21 protein-coding genes and 1 tRNA gene are annotated in these 21,677 nt (G+C 63.8%); 8 read left to right on the forward strand and 14 right to left on the reverse strand.

What is annotated here, in order from left to right; translation table 11 throughout:
* Positions 1-70: 70 nt before the first annotated feature.
* The 5 genes from ACVC7O_RS10540 to ACVC7O_RS10560 all read right to left on the reverse strand — a co-directional run bounded on the left by ACVC7O_RS10540 (position 71) and on the right by ACVC7O_RS10560 (position 4,238).
* Positions 71-1,258: a vWA domain-containing protein gene (locus ACVC7O_RS10540; RefSeq protein ID WP_458322098.1), complete on the reverse strand. Its 1,188-nt coding sequence runs from the start codon at positions 1,256-1,258 to the stop codon at positions 71-73.
* An 11-nt stretch (positions 1,259-1,269) separates the two neighbouring features.
* Complete coding sequence (locus ACVC7O_RS10545; RefSeq protein WP_458322099.1) at positions 1,270-1,437, reverse strand: apolipoprotein acyltransferase; 168 nt, start codon at positions 1,435-1,437, stop codon at positions 1,270-1,272.
* A 47-nt stretch (positions 1,438-1,484) separates the two neighbouring features.
* Entirely contained in the window at positions 1,485-2,849 is a 1,365-nt protein-coding gene (locus tag ACVC7O_RS10550) for a DUF2927 domain-containing protein (RefSeq protein WP_458322100.1), read from the reverse strand.
* The gene (locus tag ACVC7O_RS10555) at positions 2,846-3,301 is read right to left on the reverse strand and encodes an N-acetyltransferase family protein (RefSeq protein ID WP_458322101.1); all 456 of its coding nucleotides are present in this window, start codon (positions 3,299-3,301) and stop codon (positions 2,846-2,848) included. The genes ACVC7O_RS10550 and ACVC7O_RS10555 overlap by 4 nt, the downstream gene beginning before the upstream one ends.
* Positions 3,302-3,398: 97 nt before the next feature.
* The gene (locus ACVC7O_RS10560) at positions 3,399-4,238 is read right to left on the reverse strand and encodes an AAA family ATPase (protein WP_458322102.1); all 840 of its coding nucleotides are present in this window, start codon (positions 4,236-4,238) and stop codon (positions 3,399-3,401) included.
* Positions 4,239-4,406: 168 nt separating this feature from the next.
* On the opposite strand from ACVC7O_RS10560, the gene dksA reads away from it, so the two are divergent.
* Both dksA and ACVC7O_RS10570 read left to right on the forward strand, forming a co-directional pair.
* The gene (gene dksA / locus ACVC7O_RS10565) at positions 4,407-4,829 is read left to right on the forward strand and encodes an RNA polymerase-binding protein DksA (RefSeq protein ID WP_159976436.1); all 423 of its coding nucleotides are present in this window, start codon (positions 4,407-4,409) and stop codon (positions 4,827-4,829) included.
* A 76-nt stretch (positions 4,830-4,905) separates the two neighbouring features.
* Positions 4,906-6,054, forward strand: a complete 1,149-nt coding sequence (locus ACVC7O_RS10570) for an FAD-dependent monooxygenase (protein WP_458322103.1) — start codon at positions 4,906-4,908, stop codon at positions 6,052-6,054.
* A gap of 72 nt (positions 6,055-6,126) precedes the next feature.
* Here ACVC7O_RS10570 and ACVC7O_RS10575 read toward each other — a convergent pair whose 3' ends face one another.
* Positions 6,127-7,182, reverse strand: coding sequence for an ornithine cyclodeaminase (locus tag ACVC7O_RS10575; protein ID WP_458322104.1), 1,056 nt, complete (start codon positions 7,180-7,182; stop codon positions 6,127-6,129).
* A 31-nt stretch (positions 7,183-7,213) separates the two neighbouring features.
* Positions 7,214-8,134, reverse strand: a complete 921-nt coding sequence (gene rocF / locus ACVC7O_RS10580; RefSeq protein WP_458322105.1) for an arginase — start codon at positions 8,132-8,134, stop codon at positions 7,214-7,216.
* Positions 8,135-8,244: 110 nt separating this feature from the next.
* Here rocF and ACVC7O_RS10585 point away from each other — a divergent pair, with 110 nt between their 5' ends.
* Positions 8,245-8,670: an Lrp/AsnC family transcriptional regulator gene (locus tag ACVC7O_RS10585; protein ID WP_458322106.1), complete on the forward strand. Its 426-nt coding sequence runs from the start codon at positions 8,245-8,247 to the stop codon at positions 8,668-8,670.
* On the opposite strand, the gene ACVC7O_RS10590 is transcribed toward ACVC7O_RS10585, so the two are convergent.
* The gene (locus tag ACVC7O_RS10590; RefSeq protein WP_458322107.1) at positions 8,667-9,125 is read right to left on the reverse strand and encodes a disulfide bond formation protein B; all 459 of its coding nucleotides are present in this window, start codon (positions 9,123-9,125) and stop codon (positions 8,667-8,669) included. The two genes, ACVC7O_RS10585 and ACVC7O_RS10590, sit on opposite strands and share 4 nt — an antisense overlap.
* Positions 9,122-9,700 (reverse strand): YqaA family protein, encoded by a 579-nt coding sequence (locus ACVC7O_RS10595; RefSeq protein WP_458322108.1) that lies wholly within the window; start codon positions 9,698-9,700, stop codon positions 9,122-9,124. Before ACVC7O_RS10595 ends, ACVC7O_RS10590 begins: the two co-directional genes overlap by 4 nt.
* Before the next feature lie 128 nt (positions 9,701-9,828).
* On the opposite strand from ACVC7O_RS10595, the gene ACVC7O_RS10600 reads away from it, so the two are divergent.
* Both ACVC7O_RS10600 and ACVC7O_RS10605 read left to right on the forward strand, forming a co-directional pair.
* Positions 9,829-9,912: transfer RNA gene (locus ACVC7O_RS10600), tRNA-Leu, on the forward strand.
* Between the two features lie 581 nt (positions 9,913-10,493).
* Positions 10,494-13,088 carry a Hint domain-containing protein gene (locus ACVC7O_RS10605; protein WP_458322109.1) on the forward strand — a complete coding sequence of 865 codons (2,595 nt, stop codon included), beginning with the start codon at positions 10,494-10,496 and terminating at the stop codon, positions 13,086-13,088.
* A 5-nt stretch (positions 13,089-13,093) separates the two neighbouring features.
* On the opposite strand, the gene ACVC7O_RS10610 is transcribed toward ACVC7O_RS10605, so the two are convergent.
* From ACVC7O_RS10610 to ACVC7O_RS10630, 5 genes are all read right to left on the reverse strand, one after another.
* Entirely contained in the window at positions 13,094-13,726 is a 633-nt protein-coding gene (locus ACVC7O_RS10610; protein WP_458322110.1) for a nucleotidyltransferase family protein, read from the reverse strand.
* Between the two features lie 41 nt (positions 13,727-13,767).
* Entirely contained in the window at positions 13,768-16,185 is a 2,418-nt protein-coding gene (locus ACVC7O_RS10615) for a GcvT family protein (protein WP_458322111.1), read from the reverse strand.
* A gap of 311 nt (positions 16,186-16,496) precedes the next feature.
* Positions 16,497-16,952 carry a carboxymuconolactone decarboxylase family protein gene (locus ACVC7O_RS10620; RefSeq protein ID WP_458322112.1) on the reverse strand — a complete coding sequence of 152 codons (456 nt, stop codon included), beginning with the start codon at positions 16,950-16,952 and terminating at the stop codon, positions 16,497-16,499.
* A 13-nt stretch (positions 16,953-16,965) separates the two neighbouring features.
* Positions 16,966-17,469, reverse strand: a complete 504-nt coding sequence (locus ACVC7O_RS10625) for an RrF2 family transcriptional regulator (RefSeq protein WP_458322113.1) — start codon at positions 17,467-17,469, stop codon at positions 16,966-16,968.
* A 76-nt stretch (positions 17,470-17,545) separates the two neighbouring features.
* A complete protein-coding gene (locus ACVC7O_RS10630; RefSeq protein WP_458322114.1) occupies positions 17,546-18,559 on the reverse strand; it encodes a LacI family DNA-binding transcriptional regulator in 1,014 nt (337 codons plus the stop codon).
* 85 nt (positions 18,560-18,644) lie between these two features.
* On the opposite strand from ACVC7O_RS10630, the gene ACVC7O_RS10635 reads away from it, so the two are divergent.
* Genes ACVC7O_RS10635 through ACVC7O_RS10645 form a run of 3 tightly spaced genes read left to right on the forward strand, consistent with a single transcriptional unit; the run spans position 18,645 to position 21,660 of the window.
* On the forward strand, positions 18,645-20,195 hold the full coding sequence (locus ACVC7O_RS10635) for a tripartite tricarboxylate transporter permease (protein ID WP_458322115.1): 1,551 nt from the start codon (positions 18,645-18,647) through the stop codon (positions 20,193-20,195).
* Positions 20,192-20,656, forward strand: a complete 465-nt coding sequence (locus tag ACVC7O_RS10640) for a tripartite tricarboxylate transporter TctB family protein (RefSeq protein WP_458322116.1) — start codon at positions 20,192-20,194, stop codon at positions 20,654-20,656. The genes ACVC7O_RS10635 and ACVC7O_RS10640 overlap by 4 nt, the downstream gene beginning before the upstream one ends.
* Before the next feature lie 41 nt (positions 20,657-20,697).
* Complete coding sequence (locus ACVC7O_RS10645) at positions 20,698-21,660, forward strand: Bug family tripartite tricarboxylate transporter substrate binding protein (RefSeq protein WP_458322117.1); 963 nt, start codon at positions 20,698-20,700, stop codon at positions 21,658-21,660.
* Positions 21,661-21,677: the final 17 nt, after the last annotated feature.

Below are 21,677 nucleotides of genomic sequence, written 5' to 3' on the forward strand. Positions count from 1 at the left end.
CGGAGGAGGGGCGGCAAGTTCAAGTTTCTTCGGACAGGCACAAATTCAGCGATGTAGGCACCGGTCCGGGTTAGCGGCTGAGGACCTTCATGCCGCGCTCAATGCCCGACAGCGTCATCGGCACCATCGCCTCCTGCCCCAGCAGCTCCTGAATCATCGAGATCGACTGGGTGTAAGGCCAGTATTTCTCGGGCACCGGGTTGATCCAAAGTGTTGCAGGCCATTGCTCGCGCAGACGCGTGAGCCAAGTGGCGCCGCTTTCCGCGTTCCAATGCTCGTTGGCACCACCGGGATAGGCGATCTCGTACGGTGACATCGAGGCATCTCCTACGAAGATGCATTTGTAGTCGGGCCCGTAGGTGCGCAGCACCTCATGGGTGGGGATCTGTGCGTCCCAGCGGCGGCGGTTATCGCGCCAGAGCCCCTCATAGATGCAATTGTGGAAGTAGTAATATTCCATATGCTTGAACTCGGCGCGTGCGGCGGAGAAAAGCTCCTCCACCACCTTCACATGCGGGTCCATGGAGCCGCCGACGTCAAGAAACAGCAAGACCTTGACCGCGTTGCGCCGCTCGGGCCTCGTTTTCACATCGAGATAACCATGCTCCGCTGTCGCGCGGATGGTGCCGTTCAGGTCCAGCTCTTCGTCAGCCCCGTCCCGGGCCCAGCGGCGCAACCGCTTCAGCGCCACCTTGATGTTGCGGGTGCCGAGCTCCACCGTGTCGTCGAGGTTGCGGAACTCGCGTTTGTCCCAGACCTTGGTCGCGCGCTGATGGCGCGAGCGGTCCTGGCCGATGCGCACGCCTTCGGGGTTGTAGCCATAGGCGCCGAAGGGCGAGGTGCCAGCGGTGCCGATCCACTTGTTGCCGCCCTGGTGGCGACCTTTCTGCTCCTCAAGCCGCTGTTTGAGCGTTTCCATCAGCTTGTCGAATCCACCCAAGGCGTCGATCTCCGCCTTTTCCTCGGCGCTAAGATGCTTTTCAGCCATCTTCTCGAGCCAGTCGCGCGGGATATCGACAGCCTCCAGCACATCCTCGGTGGATATCTGCTCCAGCCCCGAGAAGGCGGTGGCAAAGGCGCGGTCAAACTTGTCGATGTTGCGCTCATCTTTGACCAGCGTCAGGCGCGCGAGGTAGTAGAACGCCTCCACATCATAGGTGGCGAGCCCCGCCTGCAGCCCCTCGAGAAACGACAGGAATTCCCGCAGCGAGACGGGGACGGCATTCTTGCGCAGGGCGTCGAAGAAAGGCAGGAACATCGCCGGCGAGCTTACAACAGCATCCGGTCCAGCACCACTGTGAGGATCATGCCGACGATCATGAAGGCCATGGCATAACCAGCCGCGTATTGGGCTATGTCCTTCTTGTTGCCCTTGCGCCGGGCGGCGGTCAGCCCGCCGATGAGAGCGCCCAATAGTGCGGCAGCGATTACGATCATTCAGGTCCCCGTTCTGTCTGTGCGGTCCGACCCTCGGTGCTGGGTGGTCAGGCCGGGGGCGGGCCCGGGACCAATTCAGCGATCTCTCGCTGCTTGGCCCGGACCGCCCAATCTGGGCCGAACCCGTAGCGTGCCCACCCCAAACTGTCCAGACGCACCGCACGTGCTTCGCTCTCCCGCCCCAGCAGGCTCAGCGCCTCGGCTTGCATCAGCTGCAGCGTGGCCAGCAGGGCTGCGTTTTGCGATTGCCGCGCAGGCTGCAAATGCGGCTCAATCAAGCGCAGCGCACCCCGGCCATCACCATCGACGAGCGCATAGGCCGCAAGCTGTGTGGCGACATAGGCGCGGTGCAGCTGGGTTGCTCGCGACCGGGCATAGAATTGATCGGATGTGCGATACTGCTGCTGCGCGGCGATGGGATCGACGCTTTGCAGCGCGCGGCCGAGCGCATAGTGGGCAAAGGCGCGGCGGTTGTCGGTCCAGCCCTGGTCCTGCGCAATTGCGACCGCCGTTCCTGCGGCGGACCGGCGTGCGTCGCGATTGGTGCCGGGGCCAAGCGCGGTTTGAATGGCCGTGCGCCAGCTCTGCGGGGTGGGGGCGGCGCGCGGGCGCGGACCGGTCTGGCCCGCAGGGTTCAGCCGGGCAAAAATCGCGGGCAGCCGCCGCGCGACCTCAACCCGGGACATGCCCGACTGCAGTTCTGGTGCGTAGGTGGCGCGCAGGATCAGCATGTCGAAATTCGTCAGCACCGTATGCACATTGTCGTCGTTGAAGACCGAGTTGGGCAGCCGGTAGAGATCGTTCAGCGGACCCAGGGCCTGGGCCAGCTCTTCATGCAGGCAGTCGCGGGTTTCCTGCGGGCTGGCGTCGCGGGGCAGGAAGATCGCGATGCGCTCGCGCGTCTCGAGCAGCGCCCAGTTGGTGCGCGGGTTTCGGCGGGCGCCGCGATACTCCTGCAGCGATCCCACGTTGGGCACGACAAAGCAGGCGGCCTGCGGCAGCACACGACGGATCTCGGCGCGCGAGACGGCTTCGATCGTGATGTTCGCGTCGGTCCGGGTGGTGGTGGTGATGCTCAGGCCCGCCTCTGTCCGCAGCCGCGCCAGCAGCGCGCCGAGGTCGCCGGCCAGCGTGGGCGGCGGTGCGCCGGTGACCCGCAGGCTGATCGGGCCCTCGAACCGCGTGAGCACGGGCAGCGTCCGCCCGCTTTCCAACTGGAATGAGAGATCGAGGAAATCCTGGATCAAATCCGCATTGGCGAGCGGCGGGCGGGCCACCTGCGCGCGCCCGAAGGTTTTCATCGGGGGCAGGGTGCTTTCGGCGATGACGGCCCGTGACGGTGTGCTGCCTTGCGTGATGGGCACGCAGGCGTTGAGCAGCATGACCAGTGGCAGGATGATCCGGCGCTTCATTGCCGGATGTACTTGATAAAGGGTGTCTTCACACCGATCCGGTCATAGAGCTGCCGCGCGGTGGCGTTGAAATCCTGCGTGAGCCAATAGACCCCCGGCGCGCCTTCGGCATCTGCGGCGGCATAGACAGCTTCGATAAGTGCCCGGCCAATGCCCACGCCGCGGACGTCATGGGCCGCGTAGAGGTCCTGGAGATAGCAGACGTTTTCCTCGGACCAGCCGTGGCGGTGAAATAGATAATGAGTGAGCCCCACAAGTCGCCCGGCCTGCTCGGCCACGAGGCAGCTATAGTCCTGCGGGTCATCTCCGAGAAGACGTGCGAAATAAAGATCGAAAATATGCGGTGGGCGCGCTGTTTCGTAGAAGGCGAGATACGCCGTCCAGAGCTCTGCCCATTCTGCCTTGTCGGCCGCACGCAACGGGCGCACGACGACGGTGTTCGGGTCTGTCATTTGTCTGCCTGCCTAAAGCTCACGCCCGCGATCTTAGCGCCGCGGATCATTAACTTTTACTCTGCAGCGAAGGCAGGGTTCTGTCAAATGCGCTGTGTCACCGCCCGCTGCGGGCCAGGAAGGCCAGACGCTCGAACAGATGCACATCCTGCTCGTTCTTCAGCAAGGCGCCGTGCAGTTTTGGCAAGGCGTTGGCACCGGAGGTCTTCAGGTCGTCGGCGGTCAGGTCTTCGGCGAGTAGCAGCTTGAGCCAGTCCAGCACCTCGGACGTCGACGGCTTCTTCTTCAACCCGGCCTGATCCCGAATTTCATAGAATTGCGTTAGCGCCGTGGTCAGCAAGGCGTCCTTGATACCGGGGAAATGCACCTCGACGATCTGGCGCAGGGTCTCCATCTCCGGAAAGCGGATATAGTGGAAAAAGCAGCGGCGCAGGAAAGCATCGGGCAGCTCCTTTTCATTGTTGGAGGTGATGATCACGATGGGGCGATGCCGCGCGCGGATGGTCTCGCCGGTCTCGTAGACGAAGAACTCCATCTTATCGAGCTCCTGCAACAGGTCGTTTGGAAACTCGATATCCGCCTTGTCGATCTCATCAATCAGCAGGACCACCTTCTGGTCCGCCTCGAACGCCTCCCACAGCTTGCCCTTGCGGATGTAGTTGGCGACATCATGCACCCGTTCATCGCCGAGCTGGCTGTCGCGCAGGCGGCTGACGGCGTCATACTCGTAAAGGCCCTGTTGTGCACGGGTTGTGGACTTGATGTTCCACTCAATCATCGGCAGATCAAGCGACGCGCTCACCTGGCGCGCGAGTTCCGTCTTGCCCGTGCCGGGTTCGCCCTTGACGAGAAGGGGCCGCTCCAGCGTCACCGCCGCGTTAACCGCGATCGTCAGATCGTCCGTTGCGATGTAGTCGGCGGTGCCTTGGAATTTCATGTTCTGTCAACCCCTTGTGACGCGCTGAGTTGTGATGCTTTTAGCCGTATTTCTTCCGGATTGTGTAGTGACAATCGAAAGGACGTGCGGTAGATCGTGGCGCACGGGGGCACTTGGCCTAGGGACAAGTAGCGAATGACAGACGTTAGCCATGTTGAGGGGAAGCCAATGAAACAGGAACTGTTTCTGCCGGATGATTATCGTCCGGCCGAGGATGAGCCGTTCATGAATGAACGCCAGGTGGAATACTTCCGCCGCAAGCTGCTGAATTGGCGTGCCGAACTTCTGGCCGGCAGCCGCGATACCATCGAAGGGCTGCAGGACGGGACCCGCAATATTCCCGACGTAGCGGACCGCGCCTCTGAAGAGACCGACCGCGCGCTGGAACTGCGCACCCGGGACCGCCAGCGCAAGCTGGTGAGCAAGATCGACGGGGCACTTCGCCGGATCGAAGAGGGCGAGTTTGGCTATTGTTCCGTCACCGGCGAGCCGATTTCGCTGAAGCGCCTCGATGCGCGGCCTATTGCGACGATGAGCCTCGAAGCGCAGGAGCGTCATGAGCGCCGCGAGAAGGTCCACCGCGACGATTGATCCGGTGGAAATCCGGGTGATCGACCGTAAAAGCGTCGAAGCGTAGGCTTCGGCGTTTTTGTTTTGAGGGTCTGCAATGATCAGGAATGCGATTGTTGTTGGAGCGGGCATCGGCGGGTTGGCCTGCGCCACCGCGCTCGCGCGGCGCGGTGTTGCCGTAACGCTCTATGAGCGTACGCCTGAAATTCGTGAAGTTGGCGCCGGGCTGCAGATCAGCCCCAACGGCCTGGCCGTGCTGCGCGCGCTTGGTCTGGAAAACGCTTTGCTACGCCGGGGCGCGGTGATGGCGCAGGCTGTGGTTCTGTCAGACTACAAGGCGGGTGCCCAGGTCGCACGGCTTGACCTGACCCGCCTGCGCGATCAGCGATACCTCTTCGTTCACCGGCACGACTTGGTCACTGTCTTGGCGCAGGCCGCGCGGGAGGCCAATGTGACGCTGCACCTCGGGCAGGAGGTACACCAGATCTTGCCCGGGCCTATGCCACATCTCACGCTGGCCAGCGGCGAAGACATGCGGGCGGAGGTGGTGATCTGTGCAGATGGCATCCATTCGGTGGGGAGGCCCGTGGTTTCGCCTGGGGCGGAGGCAGAGTTCACAGGCCAGGTGGCCTGGCGCGCGACCGTGCCGGCTCAAGGTGCGAGGCCGGAGGCACGCGTGACCATGGGGCCGGGGCGGCATGTGGTCAGCTATCCTCTGCGCGGCGGCAGCCTGATGAACCTCGTTGCTGTACAGGAGCGAGAGGCGTGGGCCGCGGAGGGGTGGCATCATAGTGACGATCCGGACGCCCTGCGTGCGGCCTTCTCAGATTTCGGCGGGCCTGTGGCCGAGATGCTGGCGCAGGTCGAGCAGGTGAGCCTCTGGGGGCTGTTTCGGCATCCTGTGGCCGATTGCTGGATGCGCGAGAACGTGGCCCTGCTCGGCGACGCGGCGCATCCGACGCTGCCCTTTCTCGCACAGGGCGCGAACCTTGCGCTTGAGGACGCCTGGGTCCTGGCCTCTCGCCTCGCAGCGGGGACGGCTGAGGCGCAGTATCAGACCCTGCGCCGGGCCCGTGCGGTGAAGGTGATCGATGCCGCGAGTGCCAATGCGTGGAAGTACCATCTGCGCGAGGGTCCGGCGCGGCGGTTGGCGCATCTTGGCCTGTCGCTGGGCAGCAGGATCGCACCGGGCCTCATGATGCGCCAGTTCGACTGGCTCTATGGTCACGACGTCACAGAGGGATAATCTGCTGATCCAGCGGAGCGCGGCTGCGCCGCGCATGCTTTTCTATTTGGTTTTGGGTGACCCCAAAACGGCTCAGCTCGGACGTGAGCGCTGCAACATTCCAAAGAGATCGCGCGGATCGTCCGGGTCGGCCAGCATGTCGAGCGCATCGTAGAGCCCGGTGGATTTCAGCTGATCGCGGATGTAGCGCAGAGCGGAAAAGTCCTCGATTGCGAAGCCAACGGAATCAAAAAGCGTGATCTGCTCGTCCGACCGGCGGCCCGGTGCTTGGCCGGTTAGGACCTGCCAGATTTCGGTGACCGGGTGATCGTCTTCAAGCTGTTGGATTTCACCTTCGATGCGGGTCTGCTCAGGGTATTCCACGAAGATATCCGACCGGGTCAGAATCGCCGGGGCAAGCTCGGTCTTGCCGGGGCAATCGCCGCCGATGGCGTTGATATGCACGCCCGAGCCGATCATGTTGTCGGTCAAGATTGTCGCATATTGCTTGTCGGCGGTGCAGGTGGTGATGATCTGGGCGCCGAGAATGGCATCCTCCGCTGTGCTGCAGGGGGTGACAGTCACACCCATGCCCGCCAGGTTGTCTGCGCATTTCCGGGTGGCCGCAGCGTCGATATCGAAGAGCCGGACCTCGTTGAGCCCGCAGATGGCTTTCATCGCCAATGTCTGGAACTCGGACTGCGCACCATTGCCGATCATCGCCATGACTGCGCTGTTTCTTGGGGCCAGCGTCCGCGCCACCAGCGCCGAGGTGGCGGCGGTGCGCATCGCGGTGAGCAGCGTCATCTCGCTCAGCAGCACCGGATAGCCGGAGGCCACATCGGCGAGCAGCCCAAAGGCCGTGACCGTCTGCAGCCCTTCGGCGGTGTTCTTGGGATGCCCGTTGACATACTTGAAGCCGTAGACCTCGCCATCGGAGGTTGGCATCAGCTCGATCACCCCTTCGGCGGAATGGCTGGCCACACGCGGCGTCTTGTCGAAGAGCTGCCAGCGCTTGAAATCCGCCTCGATATAGTCGGCCAGCCCACGCAGCATGTCTTCGATGCCGATCCGGTGGATCAGCTGCATCATATGATCGACGGAGACGAAAGGCACGAGCGCCTTGTCGGAGGGTGTGAGAACGGTCATTGCAGTGTCCTTTTTGTCAGCACGCGGCGGATCAATACGCGCGGGTGGGGCGGTCGAAGACCCGGCGTCCGAGGGCCGAGGCGGCGAGATCGACCATCACCTGCGCGGTCCGCCCGCGTTCATCGAGGAAGGGGTTGAGCTCGACCAGATCGAGCGAGGTCATCAATCCGCTGTCGTGCAGCATCTCCATGACCAGATGCGCTTCGCGGATGGTCGCGCCGCCCGGCACGGTGGTGCCCACCGCCGGTGCGACGCTGGGGTCGAGGAAATCCACATCGAGCGAGACATGCAGCATGCCGCCTGCCGCCGCGACCCGGTCGAGAAAGCGGGCGAGGGGCTTTGCAATCCCGGTCTCGTCAATCTCGCGCATGTCCACGCGCTGAATGTCCGTGTCCTGAAGTGCCGCGCGCTCGGCACTATCGACCGAGCGCAGGCCGATGATGGCGATGTTGTCCTGCGGAAGCGGCGTCGCGATGGGAGGGAACCCCTCGAAATCAGGGCGGCCTGTGACGTACCCCAAAGGCGTGCCATGCAGATTGCCGCTGTCGGTGGTGGCGGGCGTGTGGAAATCGCTGTGCGCGTCGAGCCAGAGCACGAAGAGGGGCCGCTCCTGCGCCTCGGCGTGGCGCATGGCGCCCAAGACCGTCCCCAACGCCAGCGCGTGATCGCCGCCCATGAAGATCGGCAGACCGTCTTGCAAACCGGTCTCTGCCGCATCGGCCAAGGCCGTGGTCCAGGCAATCGTCTCCTCGAGCGCATGCAGACGCGCATGAGGTTCGGGTGTGAAGGTCGCGGGCGCCACATTGCCCCGATCTTCAACCTCATGCCCCAGCCCTTCCAGCGCTTCGGCCAATCCTGCGGTGCGGTAGGCGTCGGGGCCCATGAGGCAACCGCGGCGGCGCTTGCCGCAATCCATCGGCGCGCCGTAGAGAAGGCAGGTGTTCGGGGTCATCGAGGGCTCCATGAGGCGAGGTTTCGTGCAAGATACTGATCGCTTCGTGCGATGGACAACTGGCCATTTCGATCATATCGTTCGCCAAACGATCATTCTGGGTGCTCACAATGGACGATATGGACAAGTGTCTGATCAGCGCGCTGCGCCACAATGCACGCGCATCGCTCTCTGATCTCGCCGTCGAACTGGGCCTGACCCGCGCGACGGTGCGCACCCGGCTGGCCAGGCTGCAGGAGCGGGGCGACATCCTGGGATTCACGGTGGTGATGAAGGAGGACACGCTCAGCGACCCGGTGCGCGGGTTGATGATGATTGCTATCGAGGGCCGGGGCACGGACCGTATCCTGCGGCATCTGTCCGGCATGCCGGAGGTGCGCCGGGTCTATTCGACCAACGGGCGGTGGGATGTGATCGTGGAGATCGGGACGGACACGTTGGAGCGGTTCGACCAGGTGCTGTTTCAGGTGCGCAGGCTGGACGGGGTCACCGCGAGCGAAACCAGCCTGCTGCTGAGCACCCGCAAGGACAGCTAGGTGCGGCGCAGCGCCAGCAGCCAGATCGCAGCGAGGCCGAGCGAGAGAAGCGCGTTCCATCCCGCCATGCTGAGCCCCAGCATCTGCCACGCGATCTCATCACAGCGCACCAGCGGCGCAGCCATGATCTGGTCCATCAGGTCATCGGTGCTCATACCCTGAACCGGGCCCGCGGAACAGCTGGTGGGGCCTTCCCACCAGCCTTGCTCGACCCCCACGTGAAAGGCGCCAACCGCTGCGGTTGCGAGGGCGGCCAGCACACCCAGAAGAGCGATGCCTGCATGGCGCACCCGCAGCGCGATCAGCCCCAGCAGGATCGCAATGACATGTGGATAGCGCTGCCAGATACACAGCTTGCAGGGCGGCAGGCCGCCCAGATGCTGGAAGGCGAAGGCGCCGATAAGCAGCGCAGCTGACCCGAGGGCCGCGGCGGATATCAGCGCAGCGCGCGTCACAGGAACTTGAGCGCCGCGAAGCCACCGACGAGCAGGACGATGAAGAGCGTGAACATCAGCCCCAGGCGCTTTTCAATGAAATCACGGATCGGCGCACCGAATTTCCAAAGCAGGAAGGCGACGATGAAGAACCGCAGGCCGCGTGCAAGGATCGAGGTGGCGATGAAGGTTCCCAGCGGCATCGAGGTCCAGCCGGACATGATCGTGATCACCTTGTAGGGGAAGGGTGTGACGCCCGCGGTTAGAACCGCCCAGAAGCCGAAGTCGTTGAAACGGCTGTTGAAGGCCTCCATCGCCTCTGCCTTGCCCAAGGTCTGGAGAATGGGTTGCCCGATCGCCTCGAAAGCAAAGGCCCCGATGGCATAACCGAGAACGCCGCCCAGAACCGAGGCCACCAGGCACACGCCCGCGATCAGCCAGGCGCGCGAGGGGCGAGCAATGATCATCGGGATCATCAGCACATCCGGTGGGATCGGAAAGACGGAGCTTTCGATGAAGCTGACGAAGGCCAGCACCCAGAGCGCGTGCGGGTGATCGACTTTGCTCAATGTCCAATCGTAGAGGCTGCGCAACATGGCCTGCGACCTTCCGTTTGTTTTGCCTTGCAAGACCATGGGATCGCGGTCGGGTCAAGCAGGGCTGCAGGGTCGGGTGGCAAAATCCTCTTGCCCGCAGAGCACCCACGCGGTAAGCCGCCCGTGTTGCCCAAGTGGCGGAATGGTAGACGCAGGGGATTCAAAATCCCCCGCCTTCGGGCGTGCCGGTTCGAGTCCGGCCTTGGGTACCACCTCGCAGGCCTTTGCGATGGCTGGTGGTGGGCGCGGCAACGGCGCCCGATTCTTGAGCATTCCTAAACTCACGCCTGCATAAGCCAGGCTGATTTCGCGAATATGTTGAAATTGTGGCGGAAAAATGTCGGCCGACCGGCAGTTTTTCTCTACCCGCATAGCGGGTTGCACTGTTGCGCAGATGGAAACGGGGCTGCGGGCCTGCGGGCCCGTCCTGGTGTGACGCGTCTGTCCAATCCGCTCTAATCATTCGACTTTGCATAAAACGTGCTCGCGTCGACTGCGAAACAATCTTGCGTTGCCGTCCACGCGCTCGAGATCGGCAAGACGCGGCGCTGCATGCAACTGCCTCATTTTGGGGCGTTTTCTGACAAATTCCCCTTTGTGAGAACGTCGTGCGCCGATAAAAAAGTGGTCATGCTTTTTCCAGATGTGCCTTGGGAGCAGTTCATCGGCGTGGAGACCAAGCAGACCGTGACGCTGGCACGGTGCGACCTCTGAGGTGTCGCAAGGGGGGAGACGGTACGATTTTCAGCCTGCCGGGCGCGCCTGGTTCGGGGGGCCGGTATAAGGGACGATTATGGCGCAGAGCACCACCGATCCGAACGCGGCGTATCTCGTCGGTTTCTGGGATTTTCTGTCCCCGCGCGAGACGTCGGACACCGGTCTGGCCGACGGTATTGCGCAGAACGGATCGCCATTTGGGGATGCAGGGGCAGAGCACGGTCGGCTGAGCCTCGACGGGCGGGGCGACTATTTCACGACCCGGGGCGCCGATGCGCCGTTTGACCTGAGCGAAGGGACGGTCTCGGTTCGGTTCACCCAAGGCGACCAGCCAGCAAATGCCCGTGACATTCTGATCAGCCGGGGCGAGTTTGCCGACCGGCGCGAGGATGGTCATTTCTCGATCGGCGTGACGGGCGAGGGGCAGGTTTTTGTGCGCCATTTCAGCGATGGTGAACGGCTGGCGCTGACCACGCAAACCTGCCTGTTCTCCAGCGGCGATGAGGTGGCGGTGACCTACGCGTGGTCCTCGGCCAGTGGCGGCACGCTGCGGGTCGAGAACCTGACCACCGGACAGACCCAGAGCCTCGCCTTCGAGCAAACAGGGCTGACGCTTGTCACCACAGACGAAGGGGGCGAGAACTTTACCTTCGGCGCGCGCGAGGTCCGCGAAGGGCAATTCTCGAAGTTCTTCGAAGGTGAGATCGACTTTGTTGCGATCTACGACCGCGATATCCTCGCCTCCCAGGCAACGACCGATGGCATCGTGTCAGGCACCGAGGACGCGGAGCTGATTGATCTCGACTATTCGGGCGACCTCGAGGGTGACCGGATCGATGCCGGAGACGCGGTGCTGCCCGGCGAAGCGCCCGATGATGACATCGTCGATGCGGGCGCGGGCAACGACACGGTGTTCTCCGGTGCGGGAGGCGACGATATCTACGCCGGGCCGGGGTCCGATGTGGTCGACGGTGGCGCAGGCGACGATCTGATCTATGGCGATCGCACGCTTGATGGGGCCGCGCCGACCGAGCCTGACACCGACACCGAGCGGCAGGTGTTCAAATGGAGCCTGGCGCCGGACCCAAACGACGCGGACCCGATTGAGAACAACGACCGCCTTGAAACCGGCTTTGTCCAGAACACAGGGCTGATCAATGTGACCTACACACCGCTCGATGTGGAGGGTGGGCGCAGCAGCTTTGACAGTGACAGTCAAATCACCGACGGGGTGGACGCCGATGGCGCGCCGATCAACGACCGCAGCGCGCTGTCGAGTCTGATACGCATCGAGGACGAAGCGCTGGCCTATGCGCTCGACTTCGACAGCCCGGTCACGAATATCAGCTTTCGGATCAATGACATCGACGGCGATGGTGTGGTGAAGGTCACGGCCCTTGGCCCCGATGGGCAGGAGGTTCCGGTGACCCTGACCGCGGGGGAAGAGGTCACGCTGATCGACACCGGTGGGGCAGTGGGGGCCGACACGGCCGACAGCAATGGCGGCTATGACAGCATCACGAACCCGGCATATTCGGTGCTGGTTGGGATCGATGGCCCAATCAGCCAGATCGTCATCGAGCACAGCCAGGACGGTGAAAACGACAGCGGCATCAACGTCACGGATGTCTACTTCGACGCGCCTGTCATTCTGGACGATGACAGCCTCTCGGGCGGGGACGGTAACGATACGATCTTTGGCGAAGCGGGCGATGACACGCTCTCGGGCGGCGACGATAATGACCGCCTCTTCGGGGGCGCCGGTGATGATGACCTGAGCGGGGACGCTGGTGACGACCTGCTGAGCGGTGGGCCGGAGGGCGGCGAGGACACGCTCTCGGGCGGTGCGGACCGTGACCGGTTTATCGACGTGGGCGCCGGGGATGTGATCGACGGCGGCTCCGGCGGTGATGACTTCGATACACTCGACCTGACCGGCTCGCAGGGCGATGGCAGCTTTGTGCTGCGCTACACCTCGGGTGATCGCGAGGACGGTGTGGTCGAGTACTTCGACGCCGATGGCAATGCCACCGGTCAGCTTGTCTTCGAAGACATTGAGAACATCCTCGGCGCCACCACGCCCATCTGTTTCACGCCCGGCACCTTGATCGCGACACCGCTGGGGCAGCGCCCGGTTGAGGATCTGCGGCCCGGTGACCCGGTGATCACGCGGGACAACGGGATCCAGACGATTTGCTGGAAAGGTACCCGCGGGCTCACAGGGGCCGAGCTGGCGCGCTATCCGCACCTCAGACCGATCCTGATCCGCAAAGGTGCCTTGGGGCCCGGGCGTCCAGCCCGCGATATGATGCTCAGCCCCAACCACAGGGTCTTGGTTTCAAACGACAAAACGCTGCTCTACTTCGAAGAACGCGAGGTTCTCGTTGCGGCGAAACATCTGGTTGGTCTCGCGGGTGTGGAGACCGCGGCTGCGCCGTGGACGACCTATATTCACATCATGTTCGAGCAGCATGAGGTCGTTCTGTCGGACGGGACCTGGACCGAGAGTTTTCAGCCGGGGGACTTCAGCCTCGGTGGCTTGGGCCATGCGCAGCGCAGCGAGTTGGAGTATCTCTTCCCGGCGCTGAAGACACCCGTCGGGATCGCGTCTTACCAGGCGGCGCGGCGGTCTCTCAAACGCTATGAGGCCAAGCTGCTGGCGGGCGCCTGACCCGGTCAGGTCTGTTCCGATTGCCCACGTTCCGCGCGCCACGCCGCCCAGTCTTCCGGGGTGTCGAGATCGCGTCGGGCGCGTTGGCCGGGCAATGGGATCAGCTTCACATGTTCGCCCGCTTGCGAAACCACGTCGCGCCCCCCGCCGTCGCCGCTTAACTTGGCGAAAGCGGGAAAGAGCGTGGCCGCAAAGACAATCGGATGGCCGGGCTTTCCGGCCTCTGTGGCACCGCGCCAAATCTGGATATCAGATTTCAGATCAATGGCCTGAAGGACGTCGTTCAAGTCGTCCCGCGTCAACTCAGGCAGATCCGCGAGCAGGAGCATCGCGGCAGGTGCATCTGGCGGCAACGCGGCAAAGGCGGTGCGCAGACTGGCGTTCATCCCCTCCTTAGCGTCCGGCACCGGCACCCGGTTCACGGCCAGCGCATCGAGGCATTGGTAGCGCGGGTGCGGTGCTGGCGGCAAGGCCACGAGGACGGGAGCGGAGGTGACGGAGCAGGCCAGCTCTGCCTGTCGTCGCAGTAGCGGCACCCCGTCGATCTCTTCGAGCAGCTTATCCGCACCCCGCATGCGGCGCGATTGGCCAGCGGCCAAGACGATAACGGGAAGATCGCGCGCGGTGTCGGGGGTCATCCCCCGTGATAGCGCAAAAGCCGCGGGGCGGAAAGCGACGCTCAGCCGCGCATGCGACTGCCATCGGGATCGAAGAGCGGCGCGGCCAGCATACGGGCGGGGCGCATCTGGCCGAGAATTTCGATCTCCACATCCGGAGCGCCATCCGCGCGATCAGCGGACAGGAAGCCCAGGGCGACCGACGTCTGCGCATGGTGTGAATAGCCGCCGGAGGTGCAGAAGCCGACCACCTTGCCGTCGAGCCAGATGGGCTCATAACCCTGGACGTCAGCGTCATCCGCATCGACCTCAAAGGCCACCAGCTTGCGCGTCGGGCCTGCGTCTCGCTCCGCTTCGGCGGCGGCGCGCCCAATGAAATCATCGTTCTTTTTGAAGGAGATAAAGCGGTCGAGCCCGGTTTCTGCCGCTGTGTAGTCGGGCGAGAATTCGGCCATCCAGCTGCCAAAGAACTTGTCAAGCCGCAGCGACATCATCGCGCGCATGCCGAAGGGCGTCATGCCGAATGGCCGACCGGCGGTCCAGAGCGTGGACCAGAGCGCGCGCTGGCTCATCGGATCACAATAGATCTCATAGCCGAGATCGCCGGTGTAGCTGACGCGCTGCACGATGCAGTCGGCCATCCCGACGGTGAGCCGCCGGACATCGAGGAAGGCCATGTCGGAGATATCGGCGCGCGTACAGGCGCTGAGCACATCGCGCGCCTTCGGTCCGGCGATCTGAAAGCCTGTGCGCTTATCGCTGATATTTTCGAGGGTTACGCCCTCTTCTGCATGTTGCAGGAACCAACGCCAGTGGAAGGCCTGCGCGCCGTAGGAGGCGGTGAGCTGGAATTCTTCGTCGCCGAGGCAGGAAATGGTGAAGTCCCCGATCAGGCGGCCCTTGGGCGAGAGCATCGGCGTGAGGCTCAGCCGTCCGGGCGCGGGCACGCGACCGGCCATGATGCGGTTCAGCCAAGTGCGGGCGCGGGGGCCTGTAACGCGGTACTTTCCGAAGTTCTGAACCTCATTGATTCCAACGGCTTCACGGACGGCTTTCACCTCGCGTGCGGTGGCGGCGAAGGCATCGGAGCGGCGGAAGGACGGGGTCTCGTAAGTGGGTTCATCGCCTTGGGCGAAGTAGTTCGCGACCTCCAACCCGTATTGCTGGCCCCAGACCGCGCTGAGCCCCGAGAAGATGTCATACATGGGTGTCGTGCGGTTTGGGCGCGCCGCGGGCAGCTCTTCGTTCGGGTAGGCAACGGAGAACCTTTTCTGATAGTTTTCAATGACTTTCGGCAAGGTGTAGCCCGGGGTGATCCAGTCGCCGAAGCGGGCGACGTCCATCGCCATGGTGTCGCGCTCGGTCTCGCCCTCGACCATCCATTGCGCGAGCATCAGGCCCACGCCGCCGCCTTGGCTGAACCCGGCCATGACACCGCAGGCGGACCAGTAGTTGCGCATGCCCGGCACGGGGCCGACGAGCGGGTTGCCGTCGGGGGCGAAGGTGAAGGGGCCGTGGATCACGTTCTTGACGCCCGCACGCTCCAGATCGGGGAAGCGTTTGTATGCAAAATCAATGCTTTGCTCGATCTTGTCGAAGTCATTGGGCAGCAGGTCCTGCCCGAAGTCCCACGACGTGCCATCGACCGCCCAAGGACGGCAGGGCTGTTCGTAGAACCCGATGCAGAGGCCCTTGCCCTCTTGCCGCAGGTAGCTTTCGCCCGCTGGGTCCATCACATGCGGATGCTCCTTGCCGTCAGCGCTCATCTCGGCGATCAAGGGCACCTCTTCGGTGACGAGATACTGGTGCTCCATAGGGTGCAGGGGGAAGTAGATCCCGGCCATGGCGCCGACCTCGCGGGCCCATAATCCTCCAGCGTTTACAATGTGTTCCGCGTGAATGGTGCCCTTGTCTGTGACCACGTCCCAGGTGCCGTCGGGGCGCTGGTTGGTCTCGCGCACCATGCAGTGGGTCTCGATCGTGGCCCCGCCCATGCGTGCGGCCTTGGCATAGGCGTGGGTGGTGCCGGAGGGGTCGAGGTGGCCGTCGAGCGGGTCGTAGAGCGCGCCGAGGATGCCATCGGTGTTCGTTACGGGGGCGATCTGTTTGATCTCTTCCGGCCCGACGATCTCGGTCTCGAGCCCCATGAAGCGGTGCTTGGCCCGTTCGGCCAGCAGCATGTCGAAGCGGTCCTGATTGTCGGCGAGCGTCACGCCGCCCACGTGATGCAGCCCGCAGGACATGCCGGTGATCTCTTCCAACTCCTTGTAAAGATTGATGGTATATCCCTGGAGGGCGGCCATGTTGGTGTCGCCGTTGAGCGTATGGAAGCCGCCTGCGGCGTGCCAGGTGGAGCCGGAGGTGAGCTCGGAGCGTTCCAGCAGCATCACATCCGACCAGCCGAGTTTCGTCAGGTGATAGAGCACGGAGCAGCCGACAACGCCGCCTCCAATAATGGCGACACGGGTGGTGGTTTGCATGCGCGGCCTCCGCTGGGTTGCTGCGGGCACTGTCAGAATCTCCAGGCGAAGGGGCTGTTTCAGAAACGACAGATTTTGCCGGTTTCGGAGAGCGGTGCAAAAGGTTAACGGGTCGGGCGCGCAACGGGTTTGGCGTGGGCCGACGGTGAGGCACGCGACTCACCTGTTAATGCAGCCTCATATGGCAAAACCCGCGTCGGTATCACGTCGGTATAACGTCGGTATTTTGTCGGTGCGCGCGTCGGTCTTGGCGGGGTTAACAGAGCGCGCGCGCCGGTTCCTTGCCAAAGCGTGACCGGCGCGCGCGGGGATCAGGCGGCGCGATCCAGAGGGTGCTGCATCCGGAAGCCGACGGCGAGTCGGTTCCAGGTGTTGATGGTGCAGATCGCCACGCTGTAGTTGGTGACCTCGGCATCCGTGAAGTGCGCGCGCATCGCCTCATAGGCCGCATCGGGCGCGCCCGTCTGCGCGACATTGGTCAGCGCATCGGTCCAGGCGAGCAGGGCGCGTTCGCGCGGGGTGTAGACGGCGGCTTCTTCCCAGACACCGACGAGCGCGATCCATTGCTCGGAGAGCTGGTCCTTGCGGGCCTCCTTGGTGTGCATGTCGACGCAATAGGCGCAGCCGTTGATCAGCGAGGCGCGCAGCTTCAGCAGGTGCAGCAGGCGCGGCTCGAGCCCGGCCGCGCCGGTCACGTAGTGTTCGAGCCCGTAGACGGCTTTCACGGCGTCGGGGGCGGCGGTCATGTAATCGAGGCGTTGGGTCATCGCTTTGGTCCTTTCAGGGTTTGGGATGGCGCATATGGGTGTCGAAGAAGGCGCAGCCGCGGGCGGCGATGGTGCCTTCGGTATCGGCCTTGGCGAGGTCGGCCAGAAGGTCGGCGAGGGTCACGCCGCGCAGCTCGGCACGATAGGCGCGCTCGGCCCGCAGCATGGCGGCGTTGATCTGGCAGGGGGCCTTGAACGCCGAGGCGGGCAGCGGGTCGGGCCCGTTCTGGCGGATTTCCTTGCAGCGGAAGGCGGGCTCGGGCCCTTCAACGGCGAGCACCACGTCGAGCAGGGTGATCTGATCAGGCCGCCGCGCGAGGCGGTAGCCGCCGCGGGGGCCCGGCTCGGTGTTGAGCAGCCCCGCCTTGGAGAGGGCTTGGAGGTGCTTCAGCAGGTAGCTCGTCGAGACCCCGTGGAAATCGGCCATGGCCTTCGCTGACAGCAGGCCGCCCTCGGGCAACGCGGCCAACAGCGTGGCGCAATGCAGGGCCTGTTCAATGCCGTCACTGAGTTTCATTCGGGCGCTCCATTCGAATCATGGATATTTCTTATCCATGATAAGCGCGATGTCAATGCGGGGTCGTGCGTCGGTGTTAGGGGCCAGCGGTGGTGTCGCGGATCATCAGCTCGGGGATGACACGCTCGCCGGTGACGGCGATGCCCGGCTCGGTGATGCTCTGCGCGATGAGCGCGGCGGCACGGGCGCCGATCTGCCGCGCGGGAATGCGCACGGTGGTGAGCGCAGGCTCGAAATCGCGTGAGCCCTTAAAGTCGCCGATCCCGGTGAGCGAGACCTCGCCCGGCACCGCGATCCGCAGGCGGGAGAGGGCGTGGGCGGCGCCCCAGGCAAGCACGTCGTTGCCGCAAATGAGGGCCGTGGGCGCGGTCTCGAGCGACATCAGATACAGCGTCGCGTCCTTGGCGGCGCTGACGCTGTAGGGCGCCTCGATCTGCAGCGCCTCGGGGATGGTCACGCCCTGCGCGGCGAGCGCGGATTGCACACCGTCGAGCCGCCTGGCCGCGCGATCGTTACCCGCGAGCGGGGGGAAGAGGGCTGCGACGCGGCGGTGCCCCAGCGCGCCGATATGGGTGCCGACGAGGCGGCCCGCCTCCAGATTGTCGGCGCCGATGCAGGGAAACGCGGCGTCCTCAGCATGGTTCCACAGCAGCACGGAGGGGATGCCCTGGCGTTTGAGCAGATCGGTGGTTTCGGCCTCGTGTTCGATGCCGATGAGCGCCATCCCGTCGACCCGGTGTTCGAGCATCTTGCGGGTGAGCTGGTATTCGCGCTGCAGATCATAGCCGTGGGAGGCGAGCAGGATCGTGAAGCCCAGCTCTTCGATGGCGTCGGAGAAGCTCTGCACGAGTTCGGCAAAGATCGCGTGGTCGATGGTGGGCACGATGAGGCCCACCGTGCCGCTGCGGATGCCGTGGATCGTCTGGGCGGCGCGGTTGCGGATATAGCCGAGGCGGCGCACGGCGGCGTCGATCTTTTTGCGAGTCGCGGGCTTCACGAGATCGGGGTGATTGAAGCTGCGCGAGACCGTGGAGGGTGAGACCCGGGCGGCCTTGGCAACGGCGATGATATCGGCTTTTTTCTCACTCATAAGAATACTTTGCGGGACGCTCTTCATAGAAGAATGAAAACATTTGCAAAACTATTTTCATCACCTAGGCTTACCAGTCAAGCCAATGAGCGAGCGGGAGGTCGCGTTGGAATTTCTGGCCTACATGGGCGACGTGTTCACGCCGATCAATTTCGGGCTGTTGCTGCTCGGGACGATTGGCGGGCTGATCCTGGGGGCGACGCCGGGGCTGTCGCCGACGATGGCGGTGGCGCTGCTCATCCCGTTTACCTTCCGGCTGGATCCGGCGCAGGGGCTCATTCTGCTGGGGGCGGCGTATACCTCCACTGTGGCGGGCGGTGCGGTGAGTGCGATCCTGCTGAAGATTCCCGGGGCGCCTGCGAATATCGCGACGACGCTGGATGGCCACACGATGGCGCGCAAGGGGCAGGGCGCGCGGGCGCTGCAGCTGTCGTTTCTCGCCTCGGCGGTGGGCGGTGTGTTCGGGGTGCTGCTGCTTATTTTCCTCACGCCGGTCCTGGCGCAATGGGCGCTGGCCTTCGGGCCGTCGCATCTCTTCTGGCTGGCGATCCTCGGGGTCACGGTGATCGGGTCGCTTGACTCCAGTTCGGTGGTGAAGGGGTTGCTGGCGGGGTGCATCGGGCTGTGGCTGGCGACGATCGGGTTTGACGACATCATGGGGGCGCAGCGGTTTATCTTTCACCCTGCCGTCTCGGGCGGGATCAATGTGATCCCGGCGCTGATCGGGCTCTTTGCGATCCCGCAGGTGATCACGATGTTTGCCAAGGGGCGGCAGCGGCTGGATGCGGAGGTGATGACGGTGCAGCGGCATCCGATTGGCCAGGCGGTGCGCGAGGTGGCGCGGCGCGGGCGGGCGCTGTCCATCGGGACGCTCACGGGGTCGGTGATCGGGCTCATTCCGGGCGTGGGCGGGCAGATCGCGGGGCTGGTGGCTTATGATCAGTCTAAGAAGCTGAGCCCGGAGCGCGACAAGTTCGGCACCGGGCACAGCGAAGGGGTGATTGCGGCGGAGAGTGCGAATAATGCGATGGTGGGGCCGTCGCTGGTGCCGCTGCTGACCCTGTCGATCCCCGGTTCGCCCACGGCGGCGGTGCTGCTGGGCGGGTTGCTGATCCACGGGATTTTCCCCGGCAGCGATCTTTTCGACAATCACCCGCAGGTGGCCTGGACCTTCATCAATTCGATGCTGATCGGGCAGATCCTGATGTGCCTTTTCGGGCTTTACGTTGCCGGGCTGGCGGCGCGGGTGGCGCAGGTGCCCAATGCGGTGATGGCTGCCGTGGTGCTGGGGCTTGCGGTCTTTGGCAGCTATTCGGTGCAGAATTCCATGGGCGACGTCTATGTGATGATGGCGCTGGGGACGGGGATGTATTTCCTCGAGCGGTTCGGGTTTTCGGCGGCCCCGCTGGTGCTGGGGCTGATCCTGGGGCCGATTGCGGAGGCGAATTTCATCCAAGGCAGCATGATCGCCAATGCCACCTCGAGCGTGGGGGCGTATTTCTTCACCGGGGCGCTAAACCTGGCGTTGATCGGCGCGGTGGTGGCGTCCATCGCCTATTCGGCGTGGATGGAGCTGCGCAACCGGCGGTATACCACCAAGGATGATGCAGTGAAGAAAGAGGAGGCGTTGTCATGACGGATTTGCCGCGCAGCCAGCATATCATTGCGAGCGGGTGTGTGGCCGGGGTCGGGATCGCGGTGGCCTATCTGAGCTACACGCAGGAGCCCGCAGCGGCGTTTCTCTTTCCGCGGATCATCTCGACGGTCTTCCTGGTGCTCGCACTCTGGACCTTTGGCAAGGCGGTGCTGGGGCGCACGAAGGTGGGCAACGGGCTCGACCGCGCGGCGATGTTGAACATCCTGCCGGGGCTCATTGTGGCGCTGGTCTTTGTCTATTGGGCGGCGGAGGGGCTGGGGTTCTATACCGCCTCGACGGCGGCCTTTTTCATTCTGGTCTCGCTCTATGATCCGGCCCCGCATGGGGAGGTGAAGAGCTGGATCAAACGTGGGCTTGTGACGGCGGGGTTTCTTGCCGTCATGTACGGTCTTTTCGCGGCGCTTCTGGGCGTCTTCACACCGCGAGAGATCCTTTTCTGAACCGCCTAAGCGGCAGAGCAATCTTTGGGAGGAGAGACATGATGAAGAAGATACTTGCAGCGGCCGGACTGGCTGCGATGACCTGTGCGGGCCCTGTGGTGGCGGAGGAGGCCTATCCGGAGCGGCCCATCATGATGATGGTGAGCTATGGTGCCGGTGGCGCCACGGATTTTCAGGCGCGCATCGTGACCATGACGGCGGGCAATGAGGATGCGCTGGGGATGCCCATTGCCATCATCAACAAGCCGGGCGCCGGGGGCCGTGTGGGCTGGAACTGGTTTGCGACGCAGGCCGAGGCTGATGGCTATACGTTGGGGGCCTACAACATTCCGCATTTCATCGCGCAGTCGATCGAGGGCGGGGTGGAGTATTCCGCCGACAGTTTCGAGCCGATTGCAAACTGGGGGGCGGATCCGGCGGTCTTCGTTGTCGGGGCGGACAGTGAATTTGGCTCGATGGAAGATGTTGTAAACTACGCCAAGGAGAACCCGGGCAAGCTGACGTTTTCGGGCGCGGGGCTCTTCGTGGGGCATCACATTGCGGCCTTGCAGCTGGAGAAGGCGGCGGGCGTGAAGCTGGCCTATATCCCCAACAACAAAGGCGGGGCCGGGGCCATGAAGGCGGTGATTGCGGGCGAAGTGCTCGGGGGTGTGAACAACCTCTCGGACGCGTTCCGGGCGCAGGAAGCGGGCAATGTGAAGATCCTCGGCGTCTTTGATCTGGAGCGAAATGCGTTCCTGCCCGATGTGCCGACGATGCAGGAGCAGGGTTTTGACATCGACAATGCGAGCGTGAACTTCCGCGGGGTGATGGTGCCCAAAGGCACGCCGCAGCCCATCATCGACAAGCTGGCTGCCACCGTGCCGGAGATGTTCCGCAATGGCCGCGTAGAAGGCAAGATGAAGGCGGGCGGCTCGCCCATGCATGTGATGACCCGGGATGAGGTGCTGGAGATGTGGGCCGCGCGGGAAGAGACGTTGAAGGAGCTGTTGGCCGGGTTGTGAGCGAGGGGTTTCGCCGC

It is taken from the genome of Roseobacter cerffii (assembly GCF_054226325.1).